19 protein-coding genes are annotated in these 25,495 nt (G+C 62.9%); 8 read left to right on the top strand and 11 right to left on the bottom strand.

Features of this window, described 5'->3' with window-relative positions; all coding sequences use genetic code 11:
* The first annotated feature begins 106 nt into the window (after positions 1 to 106).
* Positions 107 to 1,213 (top strand): L-dopachrome tautomerase-related protein, encoded by a 1,107-nt coding sequence (locus OKA04_RS06170; protein WP_264500267.1) that lies wholly within the window; start codon positions 107 to 109, stop codon positions 1,211 to 1,213.
* 3 nt (positions 1,214 to 1,216) lie between these two features.
* Here OKA04_RS06170 and OKA04_RS06165 read toward each other — a convergent pair whose 3' ends face one another.
* Both OKA04_RS06165 and OKA04_RS06160 read right to left on the bottom strand, forming a co-directional pair.
* Positions 1,217 to 2,587: a DUF2851 family protein gene (locus tag OKA04_RS06165; protein ID WP_264500266.1), complete on the bottom strand. Its 1,371-nt coding sequence runs from the start codon at positions 2,585 to 2,587 to the stop codon at positions 1,217 to 1,219.
* The gene (locus OKA04_RS06160) at positions 2,584 to 4,116 is read right to left on the bottom strand and encodes a TIGR03790 family protein (protein ID WP_264500265.1); all 1,533 of its coding nucleotides are present in this window, start codon (positions 4,114 to 4,116) and stop codon (positions 2,584 to 2,586) included. The genes OKA04_RS06165 and OKA04_RS06160 overlap by 4 nt, the downstream gene beginning before the upstream one ends.
* 100 nt (positions 4,117 to 4,216) lie before the next feature.
* On the opposite strand from OKA04_RS06160, the gene OKA04_RS06150 reads away from it, so the two are divergent.
* A complete protein-coding gene (locus tag OKA04_RS06150) occupies positions 4,217 to 5,413 on the top strand; it encodes a prepilin peptidase (RefSeq protein WP_319800600.1) in 1,197 nt (398 codons plus the stop codon).
* Between the two features lie 6 nt (positions 5,414 to 5,419).
* On the opposite strand, the gene OKA04_RS06145 is transcribed toward OKA04_RS06150, so the two are convergent.
* From OKA04_RS06145 to ccoG, 3 genes are read right to left on the bottom strand one after another with little or no spacing between them, the layout of a single operon-like run.
* Complete coding sequence (locus OKA04_RS06145) at positions 5,420 to 6,127, bottom strand: sulfite exporter TauE/SafE family protein (RefSeq protein WP_264500264.1); 708 nt, start codon at positions 6,125 to 6,127, stop codon at positions 5,420 to 5,422.
* A gap of 10 nt (positions 6,128 to 6,137) precedes the next feature.
* The gene (locus OKA04_RS06140) at positions 6,138 to 6,284 is read right to left on the bottom strand and encodes a hypothetical protein (protein WP_264500263.1); all 147 of its coding nucleotides are present in this window, start codon (positions 6,282 to 6,284) and stop codon (positions 6,138 to 6,140) included.
* Positions 6,285 to 6,290: 6 nt separating this feature from the next.
* Positions 6,291 to 7,700: a cytochrome c oxidase accessory protein CcoG gene (ccoG, locus tag OKA04_RS06135; RefSeq protein ID WP_264500262.1), complete on the bottom strand. Its 1,410-nt coding sequence runs from the start codon at positions 7,698 to 7,700 to the stop codon at positions 6,291 to 6,293.
* Between the two features lie 480 nt (positions 7,701 to 8,180).
* Between ccoG and OKA04_RS06130 the strand changes: the two genes are divergently transcribed.
* Together OKA04_RS06130 and OKA04_RS06125 are read left to right on the top strand one after the other, a co-directional pair.
* Complete coding sequence (locus tag OKA04_RS06130) at positions 8,181 to 8,549, top strand: DUF2237 family protein (protein ID WP_264500261.1); 369 nt, start codon at positions 8,181 to 8,183, stop codon at positions 8,547 to 8,549.
* A gap of 400 nt (positions 8,550 to 8,949) precedes the next feature.
* Positions 8,950 to 12,708, top strand: coding sequence for a beta strand repeat-containing protein (locus OKA04_RS06125; protein WP_264500260.1), 3,759 nt, complete (start codon positions 8,950 to 8,952; stop codon positions 12,706 to 12,708).
* An 88-nt stretch (positions 12,709 to 12,796) separates the two neighbouring features.
* On the opposite strand, the gene OKA04_RS06120 is transcribed toward OKA04_RS06125, so the two are convergent.
* Positions 12,797 to 14,293: a glycogen synthase gene (locus tag OKA04_RS06120; RefSeq protein WP_264500259.1), complete on the bottom strand. Its 1,497-nt coding sequence runs from the start codon at positions 14,291 to 14,293 to the stop codon at positions 12,797 to 12,799.
* A gap of 180 nt (positions 14,294 to 14,473) precedes the next feature.
* On the opposite strand from OKA04_RS06120, the gene htpG reads away from it, so the two are divergent.
* Positions 14,474 to 16,318, top strand: coding sequence for a molecular chaperone HtpG (gene htpG / locus OKA04_RS06115; RefSeq protein ID WP_264500258.1), 1,845 nt, complete (start codon positions 14,474 to 14,476; stop codon positions 16,316 to 16,318).
* 90 nt (positions 16,319 to 16,408) lie between these two features.
* Here htpG and OKA04_RS06110 read toward each other — a convergent pair whose 3' ends face one another.
* Positions 16,409 to 17,299: an aldo/keto reductase gene (locus OKA04_RS06110; protein ID WP_264500257.1), complete on the bottom strand. Its 891-nt coding sequence runs from the start codon at positions 17,297 to 17,299 to the stop codon at positions 16,409 to 16,411.
* A gap of 49 nt (positions 17,300 to 17,348) precedes the next feature.
* Positions 17,349 to 18,638 carry an SGNH/GDSL hydrolase family protein gene (locus OKA04_RS06105; RefSeq protein WP_264500256.1) on the bottom strand — a complete coding sequence of 430 codons (1,290 nt, stop codon included), beginning with the start codon at positions 18,636 to 18,638 and terminating at the stop codon, positions 17,349 to 17,351.
* A 102-nt stretch (positions 18,639 to 18,740) separates the two neighbouring features.
* Between OKA04_RS06105 and OKA04_RS06100 the strand changes: the two genes are divergently transcribed.
* On the top strand, positions 18,741 to 19,928 hold the full coding sequence (locus OKA04_RS06100) for an FG-GAP repeat domain-containing protein (protein ID WP_264500255.1): 1,188 nt from the start codon (positions 18,741 to 18,743) through the stop codon (positions 19,926 to 19,928).
* A gap of 207 nt (positions 19,929 to 20,135) precedes the next feature.
* On the opposite strand, the gene OKA04_RS06095 is transcribed toward OKA04_RS06100, so the two are convergent.
* A complete protein-coding gene (locus tag OKA04_RS06095; RefSeq protein WP_264500254.1) occupies positions 20,136 to 21,296 on the bottom strand; it encodes an FG-GAP-like repeat-containing protein in 1,161 nt (386 codons plus the stop codon).
* 101 nt (positions 21,297 to 21,397) lie between these two features.
* Entirely contained in the window at positions 21,398 to 22,255 is an 858-nt protein-coding gene (locus OKA04_RS06090; RefSeq protein WP_264500253.1) for a hypothetical protein, read from the bottom strand.
* 227 nt (positions 22,256 to 22,482) lie between these two features.
* Here OKA04_RS06090 and OKA04_RS06085 point away from each other — a divergent pair, with 227 nt between their 5' ends.
* Both OKA04_RS06085 and OKA04_RS06080 read left to right on the top strand, forming a co-directional pair.
* The gene (locus OKA04_RS06085; protein ID WP_264500252.1) at positions 22,483 to 22,932 is read left to right on the top strand and encodes a hypothetical protein; all 450 of its coding nucleotides are present in this window, start codon (positions 22,483 to 22,485) and stop codon (positions 22,930 to 22,932) included.
* 144 nt (positions 22,933 to 23,076) lie between these two features.
* On the top strand, positions 23,077 to 23,580 hold the full coding sequence (locus OKA04_RS06080) for a hypothetical protein (RefSeq protein WP_264500251.1): 504 nt from the start codon (positions 23,077 to 23,079) through the stop codon (positions 23,578 to 23,580).
* A gap of 1,662 nt (positions 23,581 to 25,242) precedes the next feature.
* Here the strand turns inward: OKA04_RS06080 and OKA04_RS06075 are convergent.
* Positions 25,243 to 25,491 (bottom strand): glutaredoxin family protein, encoded by a 249-nt coding sequence (locus OKA04_RS06075; protein ID WP_264500250.1) that lies wholly within the window; start codon positions 25,489 to 25,491, stop codon positions 25,243 to 25,245.
* Positions 25,492 to 25,495: the final 4 nt, after the last annotated feature.

Genomic DNA, 25,495 nt, shown 5'->3' with positions numbered 1-25,495 from the left:
GGCGCGGATGGAATCAGGCGCGCCGCCGGGCGGCAAGGCGGGATTGTGCCCCTGATCCCGGTCTTCGGGTTGCGCGGGCACCGCTCCCGGCTAGCGTCGCAGGCTGATGAAACGGACATTGAACGGAGGCAGGGGAATTCTCGCGGTTCTCATGGCGGCGACGGCGATCTCACGGGCGGAACCCGCCAAGCTCGAGGAAGTGGCCTCTTTTGGCAAAAACCAGCCCATCGGCATGGCCGTGGCATCGGAGCCGAACCGCGTCTTCGTGTCGTTTCCCTACAAGGAGCCCTTCCTCTACGGCCTCACGGAAATCGTCGGAGGAGAACGCAAGCCCTTCCCCGATGACGAGTGGAACCGCCGTGTGACGGAAAAGCCCGACACGCATTTCGTGAACGTGCAGGACCTCTTCGTGGACAAGGCGAACCACCTCTGGGTGCTGGACTCGGCACCCGGAGCGGCGGCGTCGATCTTCGGCAAGGAGGGCGGACGTGAAGGCGGGTACTTCAAGCTGGTGAGGATCGACCTCGCCAAGAACGAGGTAGCGAAGGTCTATGACTTTCCCGACCTGCCGAAGGACAAGAGCGCGATCAATGACGTTTGCGTGGACCTCGGCCACGGGCTTGCCTATTTGTCTGACCCGGGCCTAAAGGCGATCGTCGTGCTGGATCTGGAGAGCGGCAAGTCCCGCATCGCGCTCAAAGAGCATCCGTCCACGTTGGCCGATCCGGATTTCAAGCTGCACCTCGACGGCAAGGACGTGGTGGATGGCGATGGAAAGCCCTTCTCCTCCAATGTGAACGGGATCGCGCTGACGAAGGACGAGAAGTACTTCTACTACCGAGCGATCAACCAGACGAAGCTCTACCGCATCCCGACGCAGCATCTCGCGGACGCTTCGCTGTCGGATGTGGAACTGGGCAAGCACGTCGAGATGGTCGCGGAGACCGGCGTCTGCCACGGGATGGTCGCGGATGCGAAGGGGAATGTCTTCGTCACGGCCTCGGCTGACAAGGCGATCAAGTATGTGACCCCGGAAGGCAAGGTCCACACGCTGGTCACGGACGATCGCCTGATCTGGCCGGACTCGATGGGAGTCGGTTCCGATGGCTACCTCTATCTCACCTGCGCGCAGATCAACCGCGCGCCGAAGTATCACGGTGGCGAGGACAAGGTGGAGTATCCCTTCCGTGCCTTCCGCGTGAAGCTGCCGTAAGGGTCAGCGGTTTCTCCACTGTGCCAACTGCTCCGGAAAGGGGCAGTTGGCGCAATCGCTCGAGTCTTCCAGGCAGAAGTCGTGGTAGATCTGGAGCATCGCCTGATGGTGGGCGGCCTTCTTCAGCCACGTGCCCGCCGCATCCTCGCTACCGAAGAGGCGAATGGCGCAGCGGCGCACCTTTTCATTCCGCGCGCCCGCCGCGAGCTTCGCATAGCGCTCGTAGGACTCGCCCTCATGGAGGGCGAGGGGGAAGAGGTGATTCGCGAGCAACTCGATGGCCTGCGCTTTTCCGAAGAGCGCGAGCGGACGGGCTGCGGCCGCGGAGGAGAGCGTGTAGCGCCTTGTCCAGAAAGGGTCGTCGAGCTTCGACAGCATCTTCACCAGCGCGTCCGCATCGAGTGGCAGGGATGTGGCGAGCTTCCTGAATTTCGGCCACTCCCGCACGATGGCGGCGAGTGCGGCCACGCGGCGGTGCGGGTGATTCGCGGGTCGTTGCCCGCCGGCTTTCCACGGGATGGCGTGGGCGGATTCCCATTGGCCGCGGACCTTCCACCACGTCTCCCATAGCCCGCGCAGATGCTCGCGGGTGTCGGGCGGCGCCTTCTCATGGAGATCCGGCGAAAGGAATCCCGCAGCTCCGAAAAGCAGCGCCTCGGTGTGGGCGGGTTCTTCTCGCAGGGCGGCCAGCGGCATCCGTTGGGAGAGCAGGCGCATCGCCAACGCATTTGAGCGGTAGCCGAGCGTCTCCGCCACGGCCTGATAGAGTGCGGCATCCCGGCCATGCGCGTCCGTGGTGCGCAGCAGGCGTGCGGCCTTCCTCGCAGCGCGATGTTCCGCGGCCTCGCGAAGCAGCGCCGCCACGGAGACCGGTGGCATGTTTGCCAGCGGCAGCACGCAGCGACCGGGCGTGGCGATGGCCGTCTCGCGCCGCGGTTGCTGCAGGGCTTGCTCCAGCAGATCCCGTGGAATCACCACCCGCGGTACTTCGCGATGATCGTGGGTGCGCGTGAAGCTCTCCGGTCCGCCATGGCTGAAGACGACGTGCAGCACGGTGTCTCCGAAAGCAGGATCGGCCCCGTGGCCGTGCGCCTCCCAATCGGACGGCCGCATGTCGAGCTCGATGGGGCCGCGATGGACCTCGCTGCCGGTCTCGATGGCCGCATGCAGGAAATCAGGACCGGCCGAGCGGTTCCATTCTCCGAATTGTACGACGCGTATCGTAGTTCCGGCGGTGTCACGGAAATCCCTGCCGAAGGCTCCCGCGAACCACAGCGCCTGCAACTCCAGCTCCGGAGGCAGGGAAAGCGGCGGCGACTCCGCCACGGCGGGCCGTTCCCACACGGCGGCCAGCAGCCGGGCGTAGTCGGTCATTTCTTCGGCGGTTGAGGCTGGGCCGGCGGTGGCTCAAGGATGGCGGCCCACGTGGCAGGGGCGATCACTTCCGGGATGTCTGCATACAGGGTGCGGGCCCCGCGCAGCAGGTCGATGGCCTCGGACTTCTTGCCCGCCTCCCGCGCCATGGTGGCGAGGTGCAGGTCCATGCGCAGGCGATCCGGCTTGTCCGCGAAGTAGAGCTTCGCTTTTCGGAAGTCAGCGGTGGCCAAGGCTTCCTCCTTGCGGGCGGCGCGCGAAAGGCCGACCGCTTCCACGAGGGTGCCGCTTTTCAGTCGGTCCGCAGCATCCAGCAGCATGGCGTCGAGTTGCTTCGGGTCTTCCTTCCAGCGGAGATTCGCCAGTCGCAGCGCGCGGTAGTCGCGATCCTCGTCGGCTTTTTCACCGCCACCGTCGAGGTGGAGGAAGGGGCGGTAGAGCGGGTCGCCCAGCACCACGTTTTGCCACGAGAGCACAGGCACCGACATGTAGGCCGCCTCCACGAGCGTGTAGCCGGCCATGAGGCGGTCGTTGAAGATGTCGAAATTGTGGGTCAGCGGGAGGTAGGGTTCATAGACATTCCCGAGCGTGGCCGCGGCACCCTTCGACAGCAGTCCCGCGCACCAGTTCTTCGTGGTGTCGCGGAGCTGACCGGCGCTGAAGGAGTGCAGATGGGCCGCCACCGCGCCCTTCTTGAACTTGAAGGGTTGGTTCACGAAGGGGCCGTTGATGTTCCAATCATACCAGCCGAAATACAGGGCGGTATCGCGGAGCGGGTAGTTGAGCGGCAGGGTCTCCTTGTTCCGGTCGATGATCACCGGAATCCCGGCGTCGCGATGTGCCTTCGCGACCTTTTCCATCGCCGGATCGCCTTCGACATGCTCCGGATACATCTGGGAGAGATCGATCACGGACATGCCCCAGAGGCCGGTGTTTTCTGCCTCCACGGCGTCCTTGATCATCCGCGCGCAGACTTCCTTCGTCGGCCCGTCGATGCGGCCCACCAAGGTCATCGGCAGCTTCGCCTCGGCGATGGTCTTCTCCTGCTTGAAGTAGGGATTGTTCACCACGGCCTCCACTTGCACGCCCTCGACTCCCAGCAGCGCCAGCTCGGAATCCACGGACGCCTGGGTGGTGCGGGTGAAAGGCTGCTCGCCCGCGGGTGGCGGCAGGGCTGGGCCGGTGCCCGTGACGCGGCTCGGCACCCCGCGCATGCAGACGAGGATGCGGATCTTCAGCTCGGTCGGTACAAGCTTGCCATCCGCTCCCCGGCCGCGGACCCACCACTCCCGGCGGTCATATTCGCGGATCAGGCGGTTGCGCAGCTTGTCGTCGAAGTCCTTGCGCGAGATTTCCTCGGAGTCCGGCAATTCCAACCCGACCAGATGATCGGCAGGAATGTTCCGCGCCTTCGCGTAGAATTCGGCCAGAGCCTTCGAGTCCGCGGAGGAGGAATTGTAGAGCACCGCCACGGACGCCGGGTCCGGCGGGGTAGGCACTGCCAGCGCCGCCCCGCAAAAACATATCATCAAGCCCAAGATCCGGATCACGCGGCTACAATGCCTCGCGATGCCATCGAGGCAAGCCCGGGAAGGCACCCGATGGCGGCAGAAATTTCGGATTTCCGAAATGCTTTCACTCAGATTGAATGCCGCCACCTTGATCGAGATTTTCCCATCCTTGGCCCACCCGGTCTGGTTCGTGCCTGCCTTCCTCATCGGTGCCTGCATCGGGTCGTTCCTGAACGTGGTCATCTACCGCGTGCCGATTGGCCTTTCGGTGAATGAGCCGAAGCGCTCCTTCTGCCCCAAGTGCAAGTCCGAGATTCCGATGCGGCTGAATATCCCGCTGGTGAGCTGGCTGTGGCTGCGCGGGAAGTGCTCGAACTGCAGGTCGCCGATCGCCTTCCGCTATTTCGGCGTCGAGTTGCTCACCGCACTGCTCTTTACCGCCATCTGGTGGTTCCTCCAGACGTCGGTGCCGCTCGGATCGTTCCTGAGGCCGGAGCTCGGAGCCGTCCTTCCGCTGTGGATTATGGCTTCATTGTTCATGGCGATCGTCTTCATCGACATCGAGCACATGATCATCCCGATCTCCTTCAGCGTGGCGATCATGGTGGCGGGTGTCGCCGCCGCGGCGCTGTGGCCGCAGCTCTCGGATCTCTCCGGCTGGTCCACGCAGGCAGCGCTGCTGAAGGACGGCTTGAAGCAGTCCGTGCTCGGCGGCATCATCGGCGGCTGCGGCCTCTGGTGCATGGTGCTGTTAGGCAAGCTCGCCTTCGGAAAAAAGAAGATGGATTACAAGGATCCGGTCGCTTGGAAGCTGATCGAGCCGGACAACGAGGAGGATCCGATCTTCTTCGAGATGGATGGCGAGAAGACCGCCTGGTGGGACATCTTCTACCGCAAGTCCGACCGTCTGATCCTGACCACCACCGAGGTCTCGGCGAATGGCGAAAGCCACGGGGCAGGGGAGGTGATCATCCGCGAGCACCAGATCGAGCTGCCCGGCGGAAAAGTGATCGCGCTGGATGACCTGAAGTCGCTGGAGGGCATGGGAACGAAGGTCGTGATCCCGCGCGAAGCGATGGGCATGGGCGACGTTTATCTGATGGGTGGCATCGGTGCCTTCTTCGGCTGGGTCGGCGTGCTCTTCAGCCTTTTTGCCGCGTCGCTGTATGCCATCGTGGCCGCGGTGCTCGGGCGCATCGGTTTTGGCAGGCCGCTTCCATTCGGACCCTTTCTGATCCTCGGTGCGCTGACTTGGATGTTCGGCGGATGGAAGATCGCGCAGTGGTATTTCGATAGCCTGGTCTTCCTACGCTGAGCGGGCTCAGTGGCAGCAGGAGGGAAGTTGTTCCTGGGTTTGGTCTTGGACCACTTCCGGCCTTCCGAGTGGGATCGTGTCGTGCAGCCGCCACGCGAGGATCAGCGCGGTGATCAGGGCGAGGCCGCGCTGGATGCGCAGCATGCCCGCGGGCTTCAGCTTGGTCCTCAGCCGCTGGAACTGATGCTGCGCCACCCATAGCAGCGGGACCGTGCCGAGGCCGAAGGCGAGTGCGACCTCCGCCCCGCGCGCCGCGGAGCCCGAGGCCAGCAGCGCGATGAAGACGGCATAGAGAGGTCCGCAGGGAAGGAAGGGCGTGAAGAGCCCGGTCAATCCCGCACCGGCGGTGACCGGCAGCCGCTGCGCCCTGAAGCGCTGCCTGGCGATGAAGCGCATCAGGAATGCGGGTCTCGGGATCTTCTTCTCCAGCCCCGTGGCCAGCATCAGCAGCGCCGCCACGAGTGCCCATGGCAGGAGCACCGCGGGCGAGTGGAAGAACCATCCCAGCGGCTCCTTCCCCAAGGCCCCGCACAGCGTGCCGATGGCAGTGTAGGAGGTGAGGCGACCGGCGTGGTAGGCCGTGGCAGCAGCCATGCGTTCGCCCTCGCTCTTCGCCAGCATGCCGACCCCGCAGGCCAGCGGGCCGCACATGCCGGCGCAGTGCAGGCTGGTGGCGAGTCCGGCCACGAGGGCCCCGGCGAGGGTCAGGTCCATGGCGGCATTTTCACTTGGTATTCACCTCGATCTGCTGCGGAGCGTGCTTTACGGCGACGGTGATCAGCGCGCCCCATGCGGTGATGAGCAGGAGGAAGGCGAAGCAGACGAAGATCCACGGATGACGGATGAAGAAGGCGGGGCGTTCGGTATTCATGGCGGGTCAGTTTTGAGGATTCTGGAGATCGGGACCGAGGAAGCGCATCTCGTGGCGGAGCACCACGTCGCCGGGCTGGGCCCGGACCTCGATGCGGAGATCGGTGGCTCCGCGGTATTCGGAAACGGGAGCGACTACGATGGCCGGGCGCGTGATCTCTCCGCGCGGCGGCACTTCCACCTCGGCGTCCGCACCGCTGAGCGTGTAGCCGGTTGGCGCATCCGCGAGGTGCAGTGTGAAGCGCGCGGGCTGGTTGCGCTTGTTGTGAAAGCGGACCTGGTAGTGGTTCCTTATCGCGGTGGCGTCGGCGTAGAAGGGCTGCCCGCGCATGCGGGTGAAGTCCGCGGTGAAGGGCCGCGCCTGACGCCACCCGGCGATGGAAAAAGCCAGCAAGCCCATCGCGCCGAGCACCGTATAGGCGATCACACGCGGCCGGATGAAGCGGCGCTTCTTGCCCGTCAGGCCATTCAGGGAATCATAGCGCACCAGACCTTTCGGCCGGCCGACCTTCGTCATGATGTCGTCGCAGGCGTCGATGCAGGCGGCGCATCCGATGCACTCGAGCTGGAGGCCGTTGCGGATGTCGATGCCGGTCGGGCAGACATTCACGCAGCGCCGGCAGTCGATGCAGTCGCCGGTTGCCTTGCCCTTCGCGCCACGGGGTTCGCCACGCTTTTCGTCGTAGCCGACATTGATCGTGTCGTCGTCCGTGAGCGCGCTCTGCAGGCGGCCGTAGGGGCACATGATCACGCAGAATTGCTCGCGGAACCACCCGAAGCAGAACCACAGCGCGAGCGTGAGGAAAACGACGATGCCGAATGACGTGGCGTGTGCCAGCGGGCCCTCGTGCATGTGCTCGTAGAGCCGTGGGATCGAGACGAAGTAAGAGAGGAAAATGTGCGCGATGAGGGTGGCGCAGATCGCGTAGAGCAGGTGCTTCACCCCGCGGCGGGTGATCTTCCCGGCAGCCCACGGCGCAGCATCGAGCTTGCGGCGTGCGACTGCATCACCCTCGGCCAGCCGTTCGATGCGGCGGAAGACGTGATCGAGGAAGACCGTGTAGGGACACGCCCAGCCACACCACAGGCGACCCAGCAGCGCGGTGACAAAGAACAGCGTGAAGCCGAGCCCGGTGACGCCGAAGAACATCACCCACAGGTCCTGCGGCACCAGCGTGAGGCCGAAGACATGGAAACGCCGCTGCTCCACGTCGAAGAACAGCGCCGGGCTGCCATTGACCGGGATCCAGGGCAGGGCGATGTAGACCGCGATCAGCGCGGCCCCGAAGACCCGCCTCGCCGTGGTCCATTTCCCCGAGACGTCCGCGGTATGGAGAAAGAAGCGCGACCCGTCCTGATTGATCGTGGTGACGGAGTCGAGATTCGGACGCTTCTGCTTCTGGACCTGGACGGGCATGAATGGGACGCCCGGAAAATGCCACGGGTGCCGCCTCCAAGCTGCGCATCCCTTCTCAGAGGATGCGCGTTTTCCCTCAGCCGCTGGATGACCAGAGTAGAGAGTAGCTGAACGACTGCGTCGTTCAGGCTGGGTGCGGTCCGCGTTGAAAGTCGGGGCGGCGATCTTGTGAGATGCCTCGCCCCGCCGAAAGGGCGCAGCCCTTTCGCTACGAAAGTTTTCGCAGCAGGCGTAGCTGAACGACTTCGTCGTTCAGGCTTCTCGTGCCCCGCCTGAAATCGCCGCTCGCGAGTTGTCTCCAAGGCCCTCCCTCCCGCTGGAGAATCGTTCCCGGAGGCGATCTACAAGCCGCACCCAGCCTGAGCGACGCAGTCGCCCAGCTACATAGCCCGCACGTTCCTGCTCGCCAGAGTCCAACCGCAAGATTTGTCACCAAGCTCGTGTTGGACGAATCACATCCTTCGGCTAGCTTGCCGAGATATGGCGACGGAGCGAAGAAACGTGATCGGCGGGGTCCTGCAATCCTGCTCGACCAATCCGATGACTGGCTTTTTCCGCGATGGCTGCTGCCGCACGGGCCGCGGGGATGTCGGCGTTCATGTAGTCTGTGCCTCGGTGACGGAAGAATTTCTCGCCTGGTCAAGGTCCCGAGGGAACGACCTCAGCACGCCGCGCCCGGAGTATGATTTCCCCGGGCTAAATCCCGGCGACCGTTGGTGCCTCTGTGCTGCGCGTTGGAAGGAGGCGCTGGATGCCGGGCACGCGCCCGCGGTGGTGCTGGAGTCCACCCATGAATCTGCGCTCGAGTTTGTCGATCTCGCGGATTTGGAGGCACACGCGATGCGCTGAGTCACTTCGGTCCTTACGTCCTAGTCCGGCAGGAGCAGGACAAGTGATGAGAAAGTCCGATTATCGCGCTTCTCGCGATGGTAACACGTGCTTGTCCTTGTCCCGGTCGCCTTATTTTTCGCGGCGATAGAGGAGGTGAGGGGATATCGCTATTTTAATGACACGGTAATCCGGGGTCTATTCCGTGATTTTTCCGTCCGGGGAATGGGGTTTTCAAAGGTCTTGTTGTTGTATGACAACGAGTAGCGAAAGCTCCGTGTGGGGCCGATTCCGGCGGTGCGAATTTTCCGCCAGGGAGCATGCAAAAATTTTGTCGGGTTTTGTCGGGAATACTCGCGCTCCAGATACGGACGAATCCCAAGCGTCCGTTTTCAAACTCTCCCAACCCATCAAGAGACCCATGAAGCCCAAGGATATGTACAAAACCCGCATTACCAGTCGCTCTGCTCTTCTCGCCTCAGCGCTCGTCCTCGCCACTGCCGCACCCAGTGCCATGGCGATCACTTCGAACTGGCTGAACAACGGCACCACCCCCAACGGAAACTGGGGCGATGCCGTCAACTGGTCCGCCGGCATCCCGACCTCCGCCGGGGACGTCGCGAACTTCAATCTCAACTACAGCACCAACAACAAGGTCGTCTCGCTCGCCGGGACTTCCCGCACGGTGGGCGCACTCACTTTCGGCGACCCGGGTTCGGCTTATTGGACCGTCACGATCAATGGCACGGGTGGCGGCAGCCTCATCTTCGACAATCTTGGCAGCCCGGCCACGATAACGAAGGCGGCGGCAAACAATAACGTTCTCGACCAGATCACCGCGCCGGTAGTCCTCAATAGCAGCCTCGTCATTGACACGGCAGCCGTGGGCGATGTCGCGAACCAAGGAGGGAACAGCATTCAGGTGACGGGCGTGGTCAGCGGCTCCGGCGGCGTCACGAAGAACGGCACGGGCGCGATCTATTTCACCGTCGCGAATACCTACACCGGCGGCACCACGCTTAATGCAGGCAAGTTCCACGTGAGCAACAACGCGGGCTTCGGCACCGGCCCGATCACGATGAATGGCGGCGAGATCGTCCCGCGCGCCGCGAACCGCAACCTGGGCAATGCGCTCGTGGTGCAGGCGGACTTCACCGCCGGCGTGGTGGGCATCAACAACCAGCTCAATTTCTCCGGTGCGACGAACCTGAACGGAGGCACACGCACCATCACCGTCAACGACACCACCGTCGCGAATGACGTGGTGCTCTCCGGTGTCGTCTCGAATGGCGGCCTGACGAAGGCTGGCGCGGGCACCCTGCTGGTGAGCAATGCGAACACCTACACCGGCCCCACGACGGTGACTGCGGGCACGTTGACGGTGAGCAATGCGCAGCCCTTTGACACCAGCAGCGGCGTCACGGTCAATGGCAGCGGAGCCCGCTTCCTAATCGCGGCGAATTCCCTCTCCACCAACATCCTTCCGCCGGTCACGCTGACACAGGGCACGGTCGAAGGCCCGGGCATCATTAACAGCCTCACCGTCGCCGACGCGGTGGCGAATACGGTCATCCCGGGCAATGGCCTCGGTGCGTTCACCACGGTGAACTCGCTCACCTTCCAGGGAGCAGCCACCCTGAATATCCGGGCCAATGGTCCCTATGCGGAGCAATTCATCCTCTCCCAGTCCCTCACGACGACAACCCCGGCCAGCGTGGTCGTGAACATGACGAATACCGCAGGTTCCTGGACCTCGGGTTCGGATTACACGGTGATCGACTACGAGACCTACACCTCGGTGGGGAATGCATCGCACTTCGTGCTCGGCACGATGCCGGGACTGAATCCGACGCAGACCGCGACACTGGTGAATACCGGCAGCGAGATCGTCGTGCGCGTGACGGGCGAGACCTTGAAGTGGACTGGCAACCAGAGCTCCGATTGGACCACCGCGGCCGTTGGCGGTTCGCGGAACTGGAGCCAGCAAAGCAACCCGGCCGAATTCACGAATGGCAGCGCGGTCAGCTTCGACGATGGCGCGACACGGACCGACGTGAATCTCGCGTCGAACGTAACGCCCTCGATCACGATCATCGAGGCGGCCTTCACCGATTACGTCATTGGTAGCACGAATGGCTCTGGCATCCAGGGCGGGTCCCTGACGAAGAGCCTCGCAGGGAAGCTCACGCTTTCCACCCCGAATACCTACACGGGTGCCACCACCATCAATGGCGGTATCCTCGAGGTGACGGGAGCAGGCTCGATCGCCTCTTCCTCCACGATCACGAACGACGCCCAGCTCATCCTGAATTTGGATGGTGCCAGCAATGTCTATGCAAACCCCATCGCGGGTGCGAATGCAGGCACCATCACGAAGTCGGGCACGGGCAATCTGACCCTGAGCGGCGCGAATACCTTCACCGGTGGACTCGTCCTCGACGCGGGCAGCCTGAACCTGAACAGCGCCGGAGCACTCGGCGGCGGCACCACCGGTATCTTCACCATCCACGGCGGCACCACCTTGGACAACACGAGCGCGGCGGACGTCGTGCTCACGTCGTCGAAGCGTCAGACCTGGGGCGGAGACTTCACTTTCACCGGCACGCACAGCCTGGACATGGGCTCCGGCGAAGTGACGGCGAATGGCCTGGGCACCGATCGCATCGTGGCGGTGAATGGCAGCACGCTCACCGTGGGTGAGCTCAAGAGCCCCGCTCACGGCATCACGAAGACGGGCAGCGGGACGCTCGTCCTCACCAGCGTGGGCTCCTTCGGTGCGGCAAGCGTCGTGAACGGAACCCTCGCGGTCAACGGCGGGACCGTGCAGATGAATCGCCCGGGCGCGACCGAAGCCGAGAGTGGCGATCTCACGGTGGGCGGGCTTACAGGTACGGGAACCATCGTGAACGGAGCATCTCACGCTCGCACGCTGGTCGTGAATACGGCAGGGACCAATACCAACACCTTCAGCGGCACTCTTGCCAATGGAGGATCGGCTTCGCTGTGGCTGGCCAAGCAGGGGACCGGCACATTGATCCTTAACTCGGCGAATACCCACAATGGCACGACACGGGTCGAAACCGGGATCATGGTCCTGCAAAACGGTGGAGCGCTCGGTGGCAGCACCTACACCAACCGGACCCGCACCGGTGCCCTTCACATTGAGGGGGGCATCACCATTCCGAACAACCTCATCCTCAGCAATGATGGAACGGGCACCGGCGCCATCGGCTATGCGGTCTCGAATGTCAGCGGGAACAACGTCATCTCCGGCAACATCTCGCTGCTGGACGGCGGCGGTCACACGATCATCCGCTCCATGGCGGACTCGCTGTCCATCACGGGCAATGTGACGAACGGCTTCAACGTGCTCCGCAACCTCATCCTCGGAGGCACCTCCACCGCTGCGAACTCGGTGAGCGGCGTGATCTCGAACGGCGTGGGCGCAAATACCATCACCGCGGTGGAAAAGATCGATGCCGGCACCTGGACGCTCTCCGGGGACAATACCTACACCGGCAGCACCACCGTGACTGCGGGCACGCTGTCGATCACCAAGCCGGTGCTTTCCGACACCTCCGCAGTGGTCATCGGAGCGACGGGAGCCGTGCTGAATCTGACGCACACGTCCACCGACCAGGTGGGCTCGCTGACGATCAATGGCCAGGTGAAGGCCAACGGCGTGTATGACTCGAGCACCGATCCCGGCTTCATCACCGGTACCGGCAAGATTCGCGTGGGTCCTCCTCCGGCTGGAAACGGCTACACCGCCTGGGCTTCTTCCTATCCCTTCACCGTCGGCGTGAATGACGGGCCGGAGCAGGATGCGGACGGCGACGGCATCAGCAACGTGCTGGAGTACGTGCTCGGCGGCATCCCGGTCGGACCGGGATCGAATGACCTGTCGATCCTGCCGAAGCAGACCCTGGATGCGAATGACCTGATTCTCACCTTCCGTCGCTCGGATGCCTCCGAAGCTGATGCGGTGGTGAAGGTGCAGTTCTCCACGACCCTCGGCTCGTGGACCGACTTCGCCACCCTCGGTCCTGTGTCCGCGGGCGGAGTGACGATTACGGAGGATTCCCCATCCGCGGACTTCGATACCGTGGTGGTCCGCATTCCCCGCACGAATGCCGTCGGCCAGAAGCTCTTCGGCCGCGTCGTCGCGACGAAGCCCTGAGACCGGCTGGTGTTGTTAGATTGATTCCAAGCGCGGGTCGTCCATCGGGCGGCCCGCGTTTTGCGTTAGGAGGAGCGTGACCCGCTCCTCACGCCATCACCTCGGTATCCAGCATCTGCTCGTAGCGCTTGATATAGGCTGCGGCGGTGGCCTCGTGGTTGAAGGTGGCCACGGCTTCATTCATGATGCGGGCGCGGTGGTGCACCCGGTGCTCCTCTCCGGCGTGGTAAAAGCGCAGGGCCTCGTTCACCGCCCAGCGCAGGCCGTCGCCATTGAAGTGCTGGAAGAGGAAGCCATTGCCCTTGTCCGCATCGGCGTCAAAGGGCTCCACGGTATCGTGCAGGCCGCCTGTATCGTGGGCGATGGTCAGGCTGCCATACTTCGGTGCGATCATCTGCGGCAGTCCGCAGGGCTCGAAGGAGGATGGCATGAAGATGAAGTCGCTGGCCGCGTAGCCGAGGTGCGAGAGCCCTTCATCGAAATCCCGCACCGCCACCTGACCGTGGAAGCGATGGCGGTTCACGATGTCGTGGAAGTGGTTCTTGTAGGCGCCGCTCGCGATGATCGCGATCTGGATGCGGTTCTGCGTGACGAGCGAGTGAAGGATCTCGCCGAGGAGCTGACATCCCTTCTGCACGGGATCGAGGCGCGAGGGCCAGAAGAAGAGCGGCACGTCCGGATCTCCCATCAGGCCGAGCCGTTCCTGCAGCTCCAGCTTGTTCTTCAGCTTGCCCTCGGCGTGCGTCGCGGCGGTGAAGTGGTTCTTCAGATAGGGGTCCGTCGCGGGATCGAAGACCGGGTCCGGCGCGTTCAGGATGCCGGTGGCCCGGCCTTCGCGATGCTTCTCGCGGAGCTGGTTCCGGATCGCATCCGGGATGAAGTGATGGTGCCCGTGGACGATCTCCTCGAGGAAGGTCGGGCTGACCGTATTCACGTGGTCGGCGGAGAGGATGCCCGTGGTGAGCAGGTCCACCGGGTTGTTCGCACGGCTTTCCTCGTAGTTCCACGGCGCACGGCGGAAGTAGCACTGCTGCCAGAAGTCCGCGGCGTCGATTCCCCGGTCCTCGATCTGCGCCAGCGTGAGGTGCTCGGAGTGGATATTGTGGACGGTGAAGAGCGACTTGATGCCGTAGCGCTTCGCCACTGCCGGGATGAGGCCGGTCATCCAGTCATTGCAGTGGATCAGGTCCGGCCGCACCTGCGGGATGGTGTGATTGATCACCTCGCGCTGGAAGGCCAGGGCGATGAGGTGATTCTCCGCGCCATAGACGCTGGAGCGGTGGTAGAAGACGCGGTCCTGCGCGAGGTGGATGCGCTGCTCGGGCAGCGCCCGGCTGACCTTCTCGAATTCATTGTCGAAGACGCTCGCCACATCGAGGTGGAACATCCGGCGGTAGTTCGGCAGCGCCACATGGACGTCCGCGCCCTGGTCATAGAGTGCCTTCACCAGCGAGGCCGAGACGTCTGCCAGTCCACCGGCCTTCGCGCACATCCGCTGGGCGAGGTTGCCCATTCCCTCCGGCAAATAGGTGATTTCCGGCGTGACGACGAGGATGCGGGGGCGGCGGGAAGGGTTTTCTGACATGGCTATTCCGGGTTTCCCGTATTTTTAGGGGGTCGGCCTGTACCAAAGCAAGGATGCGTGGCGACACCACCGAAGAATTTGCCGATCCTCCGCGGATCCGGCTTTTCCGCCGCTTTCGCTCGCGCTTTGACAGCCGGGAATCGCCCGCTATTTTCGCGGCCCCTAGCCACTCAACTCCCTATGAGCGAAGCCACTCTCGAAACGCACTCCTTCCAGGCCGAAATCAAGCAGCTCCTCGACCTCGTCGTCCACTCCCTCTACACCGACCGTGAGATCTTCCTCCGCGAACTGGTGTCGAATGCCTCGGACTCGATGGAGAAGCTGCGCCACCTGCAGGGCACGGAAAAGGACATCCACGACGCCGCGCTGCCTCTGGAGATCCACATCACCACGGACAAGGAAGCCCGCACCGTGACCATCGCAGACCGCGGCATCGGCATGACTCGCGGCGAGCTGGTGGAGAATCTCGGCACCATCGCGCACTCGGGCACGAAGGCCTTCCTCACGGCGATGAAGGAGAGCGGCAACTCTCCCGCGAACATGATCGGCCAGTTCGGCGTCGGCTTCTACTCGGCCTTCATGGTGGCGGAGAAGGTGGAGGTCTTCACCCGCTCCTGGCGCGTGGAGGGCGAGGACCTGCTGTGGACCAGCGATGGCGTGAGCGGCTACTCGATCGAGGAGGCCAGCGGCCTGGAGCGCGGCGTGAAGATCGTGCTGCACCTGAAGGAGGAGCACGCGGAATTCGCCGAAGACACGCGGGTGAAGCACCTCATCGAGCGCTATAGCAATTTCGTCGGCTTCCCGATCCACCTGAATGGCGAGCGCATCAACAAGGTCGAGGCGCTGTGGCTGAAGAACAAGGCCGACATCACCGAGGAGGAGTACAAGGAATTCTACCAGTTCGCCTGCCACGGCTACAGCGATCCGTCCTACCGCCTGCACTTCAGCGCCGATGCACCGATCGCGATCAACGCGCTGATCTTCGTCCCGGACGAAAACATGGAGCGCTGGGGCATGCAGAAGACCGAGCCTGCCGTCGCGCTGTATTGCAAGAAGGTGCTCATCGATTCCTCGCCGAAGGGCCTGCTGCCGGAGTGGATGCGCTTCCTCAAGGGCGTGATCGATAGCGCTGACCTGCCGCTGAACATTTCCCGCGAGACGATGCAGGACAGCGCGCTGGTGCGGAAGCTCGGCAGCGTGATCTCGAAGCGCGTGGTGAAGATGTTCGAGAAGGAAGCCGAGGCGGACCCGGAGAAGTTCCAGGCGTTCTACAAGAAATTCGACCGTTTCTTCAAGGAAGGCGTCGCCACCGACTACGCGAGCAAGGACGGCATCGCGAAGCTGCTGCGCTTCGAGTCCTCGATGACGGAGGAGGGCAAGCTCTCCAGCTTCGCCGACTACGCCGCGCGTGCGAAGGACGGCCAGGACAAGATCTACTACATCGTCGGAGCCAGCCGCGCGCAGCTCGAGACGAGCCCGTACATCGAGGCCTTCAAGGCCCGCGGGCTGGAGGTCGTGTATTTCACCGATCCGGTGGACGAATACGTCGTCGAGTCGCTCGGTGAATTCGACGGCAAGAAGCTGGTCTCCATCAGCCACGCGGGCGTGGAGCTGGAAGACAGCGCGAACGAGGGCGACGCACTCAGCGAAGAGGCGACGGGCAAGCTGTGCTCCTTCCTCCAGGAAGAGCTGGGCGACAAGGTCACCAGCGTCGCGAGCGGCAAGCGTCTCGTGGACAGCCCGGTCATCGCGCTGGTCCCGCAGGACGGCATGACGCCGCAGATGCGCCGCATGATGAAGGCGATGGATGAGAACTTCAAAGACGAGGTGAAGGTGGAGCTGGAGATCAACCCGCGCCACCCGCTCGTGAAAAAGCTCGCAGAGACCAGCGAGTCGAATCCGGAACTCGCGAAACTGGTGGCCGGCCAGCTCTTCGACAATGCCCTCATCGCCGCAGGCCTCCTCGACGATGCCCGCGAAACAGTGAAGCGCATGAACGCGCTGATGGAAAAGGCGATGGGTTGACCCTGTGATCGTGATCAATCGTGGCTGCGGCATCTTGCCGCAAGCCTCCTCCAGTGCAGGCTTGCGGCAGGATGCCGCAGCCACTTTTGGTCACGCCACCTCTGCGGCGATGCGCTTCCGCATCGCCTCGTCCGGCATGGTGCCGTGACCGGCCTGCATGTTGTCGCGGAGGTGCTTCACCTTCGATGTCGCCGGGATCGCACAGGTCATCGCGGGGTGTGACACCACGAATTTCAGCATCACCTGCGCCCAGCTCTCGCAGCCGATTTCCTTCGCCCATCCCGGCAGTGGTTTCTCACGCAGCTTCGCGAAAAGCCCGCCGCCCGCGAAGGGCCGGTTTGCGATGACCGCCACGCCCTTGTCCTTGGCCAGCGGCAGCAGCCTCTCCTCCGCCTCTCGCTCGCCGACGGAGTAGTTGATCTGTAGGAAATCGAGCGCCTCGGATTCCAGCAGCTTCGCCACCGCTCCGTGCTGGCTCGCGGTGTAATGGGTGATGCCGAGGTAGCGGACCGTGCCGTCCTTCTTCCACCCGCGCAGGGTATCGAGCTGCGTGCCCACATCCACGAGGTTGTGCACCTGCATCAGGTCGATGGGTTTCGCGCGGAGCTTCTTCATCGAGGACTCCATCTGCGCGATGCCCTCGGCCTTGCCCTTGATCCACACCTTCGTGGCGACGAAGAGCTTGTCGCGAAGAGCCAGCTTCCCCAGCAGGTCACCGGCGACTTGCTCGGACTTCCCATACATCGGCGAGGAATCCAGCAGCTTGCCGCCGAGTTCCGAGAAGACCTTCAGCACCTCTTCCATCGGTGCGGGGTCCTCCACGTCGAAGGTCTGCCAGGTGCCCATGCCGATCACCGGGAGCTTCTCGCCGGTCGAGGGGATCGCGCGCGTGAGCATGGCAGGGGAGGTGGATTCCGCGCCGGAGACCTGGCTCATCGCCAGGCCACCGGCCATCAGCCGGAAGGTGTCGCGTCGGGTCATGCCGGGCACCATGACATCGATCCGCCGCGTGTCGATGAGGCGTTCATCGTCACTTTGCCGTCACGGTGATCACGTGCTCGGCCGGCTGCTTCGCATCGGCGATCGCCTTGGCGAATTTCGCACGCGCCTTCTCCGTCACGGCGAAGGTGCCATCGAGGTCCGCAGCGCCTTCCGGGCCGTGGACCAGTGCCTTGATCTGGCGCGTCTCGTAGTCCTGCTTCGCCGCGACCGCGTCCCACACGCGCTTGAAAGCGGGGACCAGCGGGCTGTTAGGGAAGTCCTTCGCGAGATTCACCCCCTTCCTCAGGGCGTCCGCGGTGTAGCTCTTCGTCGTGTCGCCCCAAGTCACATCGTAGTTTTCCGCTTCTGGGAAATCGATCTTCAGCGTGAAGCGGTTCAGCTCGTCATCGAAGGGCACCAGCGCGAGTCCGGCGGCGATCGAGTCGTGGTTCTTCACGTCGCCCGGGCCGGGGCTGAAGGGCAGCTTCGCGCTCTGGATCGTGATCTTGCCGCCATCGGACGAGACGACCTTGTGGCCCTCGCTGGCGGTCGCCTTGCCCGAGCGGCCGATGGTGATGGTGCCGATGTTGCCATCGATGCCCATGCCCTTCAGGAAGGCATAGGCCATCACCACCTGCCCGGCCCACTCCGGGTGTACGCCGTCCTTCCCCGCCACGAGGAATTCCGGGCCATGCAGTTTTTCCGCCTCGTGGTCCGCCAGCAGCATCGGGCGGAAGACATCGGCGAAGGCGACCTTCTCCGCTGCCGCGACCTGAATGCCGATGTTGCGGAACTTCGAAAGCGCCACGTTCAGCTCTTCCTTCGTGCCCTTCGCCGAGTGGACCCAGTGCGGCACGGTATCGATGATCCCGGGCGAGCCTAACAGCACGCGCGCGCCCGCCTTCTTGAATGCCTGCACCATCGTGGTCTCGTTCTTCCGATACTCCGCGGCGATGCCCTCGTCATACGGCACGTAGCGGAAGTCATTCATGCCGTAGCACGAGGTCGCGAAAGTCGGCTTGAAGCGGAGCACGTCGCTCTCCAGCCGTCCGAGGAAGCCGCCCACCTGCTCGCCACCCCATCCGTACTGCCGGCAGGTGATGTCCAGCTCCGGCAGGCAGGCGGTGAGATAGCTTTCCATGATCACCGAGTACTGCTTCTGCTCCGTGATGGAGTCGCCGCAGATGGCGATGCGGTCGCCCTTCTTCAGCAACAGTCCAGCGGGCACCGGTGCGGGATCGAGTTGGTAGGCGGAGAGCTCGGCGGGCAGGGGCGCGAGGTCCTTGGCACAAATTGGGAATGCAAGAGTCGTGACGGCGAGGATCAGGAAGCGATTCATGGACTATCCCCAGACGATACGGGCGGGCCGGGACTTTCAAGTCCCTGCCGCGGCACGAAAGTCCCGGGCGTTTTCGCGCGTTTCCAATCAAGCAAGCCATCCATGAAATCCCACGCCCTTCTCCTGCCCGCCGGTGTCCTGCTGGCAGCCGTTTCCTTTTCCCTCGCGAATACCCCCGGCCGCTCCGCATGGAAAAAGCACGTGGTGACCCGCGAATTCCTCACCGAGGGGCTCTCCGCCGGTGACGTGGACGGGGATGGCGTGAAGGACCTCGTCGCCGGTGCCTTCTGGATCAAGGGCCCGGACTTCAAGGAGGCAAAGCCCTACCGCGAAGGGAAGGCCATGCCCATCGGCTCCTACATGGAAGACTCCTTCCTGAGCTGGGTGGAGGATCTGGATGGCGACGGCAAGAATGACATCCTCATGGCCAGCCACCCCGGCAAGGACCTTACGCTCTACATCAATCCCGGGAAGGAAGGCGGCGAATGGGTGGCCCACCGCGTGATGACCGAGGCCGCGCACGAGAGCCCCATGTGGGTGGACATCGATGGCGACGGGAAGAAGGAATTTGTCTGCATGCAGGGCGGCAAGTTCGGCTACGCGGAGGCGGATTGGTCGGACGTCACGAAGCCATGGACCTTCATCGCCATCTCGGACAAGCGCACCGACACGCCCTACCTCCACGGCATCGGCGTGGGCGACCTGAATGGCGACGGCCGCATGGACATCGTCGAGAAGGACGGGTGGTTCGAGCAGCCGAAGGAGAAGGACGGCAAGTGGACCTGGCACCAGTATCGCTTCTCCGGCCCGGGCGGCGCGCAGATGCTCGTCTTCGATGTCGATCAGGACGGCGACAACGACGTCGTGACAGCGCTGAATGGCCACGGCTACGGCCTCTTCTGGTATGAGAATGAAACGAAGGACGGCAAGGTGAACTTCACCCCGCACGAGATCCTTCCCGAGGATGGCTCGAAGACCGGCCCCGGCGGCCTGCAATTCAGCCAACTCCACGCGCTGGATGCCGGTGACTTCGACAAGGACGGTCGCATGGACTTCATCACCGGCAAGCGCTTCTGGGCGCACATGGGCAATGACCCGGGCGAGCGCGACCCGGCCCTCGCCGTGGTCTTCTACAACCGCAAGGATGGCGACGGCGTGCGCTGGGAGCCCGAGGTGATCGACAATGACTCCGGAGTCGGCTGCCAAGTCCTCGCCGTGGACATCGATGGCGATGGAAAGCTGGAATTCGTCGCCGGCAGCAAGAAGGGCGTCCACATCATCCACCGCTGATCCACGACCAGCGGTAAGAGCATCTCAAGCCGCTTCCGACAGCGTCGTCCCAGCCATCTGGACGCGAGACGCTGCGGGAGCGGTTTTTTTAATACCGGAGATGGGATGGGTTACGACCTCGTCGGGGGTGACGAGCTATTCCCATGCACATTCGTCGAGCCGACGCGGATCTGGAAGAACTCCCGCTGAAATGAAGCGGGCAGGGGATCACTCCCGTTCGTTCCAATAGACGACGAGGTTTTTCGTCGAGCGGCCCGCGGCGATGATGTCCGGCTTTCCGTCGCCATTCAGGTCGGCCACCTTGAAGTCCTCGCAGGCCATCGTGTTGTCATCGATGGTCGCGTGGAGCTTCCAGGTGCTGCCATCGGCGGCGGTCGGGACGTAGAGGCGGATGCCGACTTTCTTGTCCGTATTCGGCTTCCGCCACCCGGCGATGACCTGGTCGTGGCCCAGCCCGAGGAAGTCGGCGGCGGCGAGCGCGTGACCCTCTGCGAGCGATTCATCGAGCACGATGCGCTTGTCGGACCACAGGCCGTCCTTGTTCTCTGGATTGATGACCACGGCATTGCCGTGGAAGGGCTCGATGGTCGCGATCATGCGCTTGCCATCGGGCAGCTTGCCGAGGCGCACTTCGCCGCTGCCCTTTCCCGTCATGCGGGTCGGCTTCCAAGAGTCGCCGCTTTTTTCGAGCAAGTGGACGCCTTCCTTGCACGCCACGAGCATCGCCTCGCCGGTCACGCCGGGCCACGGCACGGGGTCGAAGTTGTGGGCGAGGTGGAATTGGTCGTTGATGAGAAAGGTCGGCCACTCCTTGTCGGGCACCGGCCGGTAGCCCAGGAAGCGGATGCCGTCGCCCTCGGTGTTCACGTTGTTGCAGCCGTGGAGCGGCAGGACGGCCAGGAAGTGTTTTTGCTCGTCGTCCTTCACCCAATACATCCGGTGCACGGTCGGCTCATGGTGTTGCTTTTGCGCGGACCATACCTGCGTCCGGTCCTCCGGGGCGGTGAGGGTGAAGACGGCACCGCTGTTCTTCGTATCGCCGGGATTCCACTCCGCACCGATCGCAACCTCGGCTTTCTTGTCGTGGTCGATGTCACAGGCGGCGACGCACACGTGATCCAGCTTCGTCAGCGCGCCGGTCATCCGGTGCTTCGTCCAGTCCGGATTCCGGTACCACACGGTCTGTTTCGCATCCACCAGCACGATGTCGTCCTTCCCGTCGCCATCGATGTCCGCGATCGAGAGCCCGTAGCCAATGCCCAGTTCCGCATCGAGCGTCTGAGCGCGGAAAGCGGCGGGCGGCGCTTCCGGCAAGGCATGAAGCGGCAAGCACGAGGACAGGAGCAGGAGACGATGAAGGCGGGCCATGATGAAAAGGGGATACGGAGGCGGGGAAGGGGAATCTTCCCTGGATTCAATCCATGGCGGGTAAGCGCGGAGCCACGACCGCGCCAGAGGAAATGCAGTGGTCAGCCCTCGGCTTCGCTCCCGGCAGGTCGTCGGGGAAACAGCAGCTCCAGCAGGTAGGCCAGCAAGACGGACAGGATGATCCCAATCCCGGCTCCCCACCCGCCGTGGCGGAGGATGGAGAGGAGGGTGTCCCGATCCATCGGGGAAGGGGGCATGCTTGGCATTTCCAGAGGGTATACCAGCAGGTATAGGACATTCGTTTCCCCTGAGAGCAAACGTAATCTTGCAGCGACGAGGGCTTCCTGAGCCGCATCCAATTTGCTCTGGAGAGCGTCGATACGCTCTTCGCGTTCCTGCTGGTCTGGTGAGTCGACTCCTTTGCCCCCCGACGATATCATCCGTGCCTGAGCCAGTTCCTTTTTCAAGTCGCGTACATCCACGGTTGCCGATTCGATTTCCGCTTGGGCGGCTGCGGAATACTGAGCATAAAAATGGTGTGCCGTGCGGTTGAGCAGTTCTTCCCAGATCTCGATGGATTCTCTCCTGTCTTGCCCGGTCACACGAACTTCAACGGACGGCGAGCCGGACCTATGCTCGCTACGGACCATCCCGCGCAGCTTGATGACGCATTCATCGGGGGGGAGCTGCCAACGCTCTTGGAGATTGAGGGAGTCCACAGTCTCGGCGAGAGTGTCCGTGTATTTCCACACCAGTGCCGCCTCCGCGGGGTCGGGGTAGAAGCTGCGAGTTGAGTTTGGCAGAGGTTGAATCACTCCGACGGCCACAGGGCAGTAGAGGGCCCATAGCCGCATCCCGAGACCGCCAAGCAATCCGAGCAGCGGTAGGACCCAGAAGAGGTGCCGCCATCGCATCACGACAAAGCCAAGTCCCCATCGATAGGTGGGGGCGGCTTGCATGGAGGCAGCTTGGGAGGTAGGCCCGGCGGTGTCGAGGACGTTCCTCCATCATGCGACCGCAGCCGGTCCTTGAGGATAGATCGTCGCAGCCAAGGATAAGTCACGGACCACTTGTCTTGGGATTTTGAAATCCGAGTTAGTATAAATCCGACGATTAAGACGGATTTCTAAAAAGTTCGGAAGATTTAAGCTTGCGGTGTTAAGAAACTTCCGGCTTTCTGAATCGCGTGATCGGAAGCCCTCAACTCACTAAACAGGAATCCGAAGCGGGATCCAATCGTCCGGCATGGCTGGGCAGTGGATGCGGTTGGTCGGGCACGATGTTTGTCCTGAGTGCGGCTTTTCTGTTCGGTGGTGCTGCCGGTCCTTGGTTCGCCGTGGCTGATGGAACGTCCACGCTGATGCATGGAACACATCTCGCCGCCGGAACGATTCTCATGGGGATCTTGGTCGCAGTCGCCGGATCCCTTCTGTTTGGAAGGAATCCCATCCGATGGGGCATGGGCGTCCCGTTCGCGGTCTATCTCGGTGGGATGCTGGTGGCGCTCGTGAGCGGGCATGCCGACAGCGTCGGGCTTCTCTACGGCGCTCCGCTTTTCCTCGGAGTGGCAATTGCCGCGGGAACGACGGCTTCTTTCCTGATCGACGGGGTTTTCTCCCGTCCGGAGACTGCTTGAAGGGCGCTTTTTAGCCCGGATAAGGAATATCGCCTGAGAGCGACTATCTCTCTGTGCCGAGCTTCTCCGACCTCGGAGTTTCCCCGAATCGGGATAATTCATATTTTTTGAAAATCTCGGACCGGGGTTTGCGATTGTGAGGGTATGACCACGAACCTCCCCCTTCCGCCCTATCCGCCGGTCTCTGAAGAGCGCCGTCTGGCCGATGACCAACTCGCACAATCCGCAAAGCTGGAGCGGTGCCGCCAGCGTCACGAAGGCGGCGAGCGCCAGGCGGGCTTGTGGACCGGGTCGCGCGAGGGGATCATCAATACCGTCATCGCCGTGGTCGCATCCCTGGTATTTGGCGGGGCGGCGGGCGTGTGGTTCGGGCAGGACGACTGGTTCATCCGCTCGCTCATCATCGCGGGTGGCACCATGCTCATGGCCTCGCTGGTCTGCTTCATCGGGTCCATGTGCAGCGGGCGGAATCCCATTTTCTGGGGCATCGGCATGCCGCTGCTGGTTTACGTCGCGGGTTCGTTCTGTGCGCTACTTTCAGCAGGCGCTGTCGCGACGACCTTCCTGCTGGGTGCACCGGCTTTCTGTGGCCTGGCCATCGTCGCAGGCGTGATGACGGCCTACGCCATGGAGCGGAACGAGGATTGATTCGGGCTCCGAAGGGTATTGCAGGAATAACTGCAATTATTTCACGATGATACGTCATGGCGTAATGGCAACCCCGGGAAAACCGGACATGATGTCCCACGTAAGCAACGCCGACCACCCCACCGGCTGAGATTTACGACCAGTCTCTCCCCACGACGACTTTTACACACACACACCACCGGGGGAAACCCGCTGACTATGTCCCCCCAGACTCGGTCAGCGGGTTTTTCATTTTCCGGGACTGAGGGCACCCAAAAGCGTCTGAAAGCACGCAATCCTACGGATACGTCATGGCGTTATTGTGACATGGGGAAAATCGGACATGATGTCCCACGTAAGCGACGCCGATCCCCCGAAGCCGAAACTTGCAAAACAGTCTCTCCCCCAAGACGACCGAGGCTTTCCCCCCGAAGGCTCAGCAGAACACACGACACACCCCCGCGGGAAAGCCCGCTGACCAGGATCCCCCCGATCTGGTCAGCGGGTTTCTCATTTCAAGAGGGGCGGTAGATCCTGCAAAAATCTGCAAGTTTTTCCTGCAAATACGCGATGGCGTAATGGCAAGAGGGGGGAAATCGGACATGATCTCCCACGTAAGCAACGCCGACTTCCCCGCCGGCCGACACTTGCAAAACCAGTCTCTCCCCGCAGACAGGCAGCCTCTCCCCAGGCAAACCAACAGTCTCTCCCCAAAAGACACCCCGGTCTCTCCCCACAGACTCACACACACGCACACCCCGGGAAAACCCGCTGACCATGTCCCCCCAGACTCGGTCAGCGGGTTTTCCTTTTCCGGGAAGTAGGAGCGTGAGCGGCGGCCCCGGAGACTCGCAATCCTACTGATACGTCATGGCGTTATTGTGACATGGGAAAAATCGGACATGATGTCCCACGTAAGCGACGCCGATCCCCCCAAGGCCGAAACTTGCAAACAGTCTCTCCCCAAAGACACCTGCTCTCTCCCCCCGAAGACGCGGGAAAATACACCCCACGGGAAAGCCCGCTGCCGATGATCCCCCCGACATCGTCAGCGGGTTTCTCATTTTCATGCCGGTCCTTTCCGTGTCCGCCGCCGACCAATCCCTTCGCAATCCTACGGATACGTCATGGCGTTATTGTGACACGGGGAAAATCGGACATGATGTCCCACGTAAGCAACGCCGATCCTCCAAGGCCGAAACTTGCAAAACAGTCTCTCCCCCAAGACGACCGAGGCTTTCCCCCCGAAGGCTCAGCAGAACACACGACACACCCCCGCGGGAAAGCCCGCTGACCAGGATCCCCCCGATCTGGTCAGCGGGTTTCTCATTTCAAGAGGGGCGGTAGATCCTGCAAAAATCTGCAAGTTTTTCCTGCAAATACGCGATGGCGTAATGGCAAGAGGGGAAAAATCGGACATGATCTCCCACGTAAGCAACGCCGACTTCCCCGCCGGCCGACACTTGCAAAACCAGCCTCTCCCCACAGGCAAGCAGCCTCTCCCCAGGCAAACCAGCAGTCTCTCCCCAAAAGACACCCCGGTCTCTCCCCACAGACTCTGACACACACGCACACCCCGGGAAAACCCGCTGACCATGTCCCCCCAGACTCGGTCAGCGGGTTTTCCTTTTCCGGGATGCCAGGCCCGCCGTCCGGAGGGCCTGGCTGTGAAATGGAACGGGATCAGATGACCCCGCGCTCCTGCAGGAAGGGCACCAGCTCCTCCACGCCGAAGTCCGCGAGCACGTCGCCGTGCCAGTCCATGGTCGGGGCCTTTGATTGGCCGGAGAGATCGATCATCTCCTGCATCGCCTCTCGATTGCCGGTGACGACCATCACCTTCACAGGGATCTTTTTCTTGGACAGGTAGTTCACGACGTCATCGCACCACGGGCAGCCGGGCTTGATGTAGAGGATGGGCAGTTCAGGCATGGCC

The sequence above is a fragment of the Luteolibacter flavescens genome (assembly GCF_025950085.1).
In the GTDB taxonomy this organism is placed as follows: Bacteria; Verrucomicrobiota; Verrucomicrobiia; order Verrucomicrobiales; family Akkermansiaceae; genus Haloferula; species Haloferula flavescens.
The sequence above is the reverse complement of the archived record's forward strand: the minus strand, read 5'-3'. Positions and strand labels throughout refer to the sequence as shown.

Excerpts from the sequence above, each read along its gene's own strand:
- OKA04_RS06170 (WP_264500267.1), top strand. The coding sequence starts at position 107 with ATGAAACGGACATTGAACGGAGGCAGGGGAATTCTCGCGGTTCTCATG.
- OKA04_RS06165 (WP_264500266.1), bottom strand. The coding sequence starts at position 2,587 with ATGACCGACTACGCCCGGCTGCTGGCCGCCGTGTGGGAACGGCCCGCC.
- OKA04_RS06160 (WP_264500265.1), bottom strand. The coding sequence starts at position 4,116 with ATGATATGTTTTTGCGGGGCGGCGCTGGCAGTGCCTACCCCGCCGGAC.
- OKA04_RS06150 (WP_319800600.1), top strand. The coding sequence starts at position 4,217 with ATGCTTTCACTCAGATTGAATGCCGCCACCTTGATCGAGATTTTCCCA.
- OKA04_RS06145 (WP_264500264.1), bottom strand. The coding sequence starts at position 6,127 with ATGGACCTGACCCTCGCCGGGGCCCTCGTGGCCGGACTCGCCACCAGC.
- OKA04_RS06140 (WP_264500263.1), bottom strand. The coding sequence starts at position 6,284 with ATGAATACCGAACGCCCCGCCTTCTTCATCCGTCATCCGTGGATCTTC.
- ccoG (WP_264500262.1), bottom strand. The coding sequence starts at position 7,700 with ATGCCCGTCCAGGTCCAGAAGCAGAAGCGTCCGAATCTCGACTCCGTC.
- OKA04_RS06130 (WP_264500261.1), top strand. The coding sequence starts at position 8,181 with ATGGCGACGGAGCGAAGAAACGTGATCGGCGGGGTCCTGCAATCCTGC.
- OKA04_RS06125 (WP_264500260.1), top strand. The coding sequence starts at position 8,950 with ATGAAGCCCAAGGATATGTACAAAACCCGCATTACCAGTCGCTCTGCT.
- OKA04_RS06120 (WP_264500259.1), bottom strand. The coding sequence starts at position 14,293 with ATGTCAGAAAACCCTTCCCGCCGCCCCCGCATCCTCGTCGTCACGCCG.
- htpG (WP_264500258.1), top strand. The coding sequence starts at position 14,474 with ATGAGCGAAGCCACTCTCGAAACGCACTCCTTCCAGGCCGAAATCAAG.
- OKA04_RS06110 (WP_264500257.1), bottom strand. The coding sequence starts at position 17,299 with ATGACCCGACGCGACACCTTCCGGCTGATGGCCGGTGGCCTGGCGATG.
- OKA04_RS06105 (WP_264500256.1), bottom strand. The coding sequence starts at position 18,638 with ATGAATCGCTTCCTGATCCTCGCCGTCACGACTCTTGCATTCCCAATT.
- OKA04_RS06100 (WP_264500255.1), top strand. The coding sequence starts at position 18,741 with ATGAAATCCCACGCCCTTCTCCTGCCCGCCGGTGTCCTGCTGGCAGCC.
- OKA04_RS06095 (WP_264500254.1), bottom strand. The coding sequence starts at position 21,296 with ATGGCCCGCCTTCATCGTCTCCTGCTCCTGTCCTCGTGCTTGCCGCTT.
- OKA04_RS06090 (WP_264500253.1), bottom strand. The coding sequence starts at position 22,255 with ATGCAAGCCGCCCCCACCTATCGATGGGGACTTGGCTTTGTCGTGATG.
- OKA04_RS06080 (WP_264500251.1), top strand. The coding sequence starts at position 23,077 with ATGACCACGAACCTCCCCCTTCCGCCCTATCCGCCGGTCTCTGAAGAG.
- OKA04_RS06075 (WP_264500250.1), bottom strand. The coding sequence starts at position 25,491 with ATGCCTGAACTGCCCATCCTCTACATCAAGCCCGGCTGCCCGTGGTGC.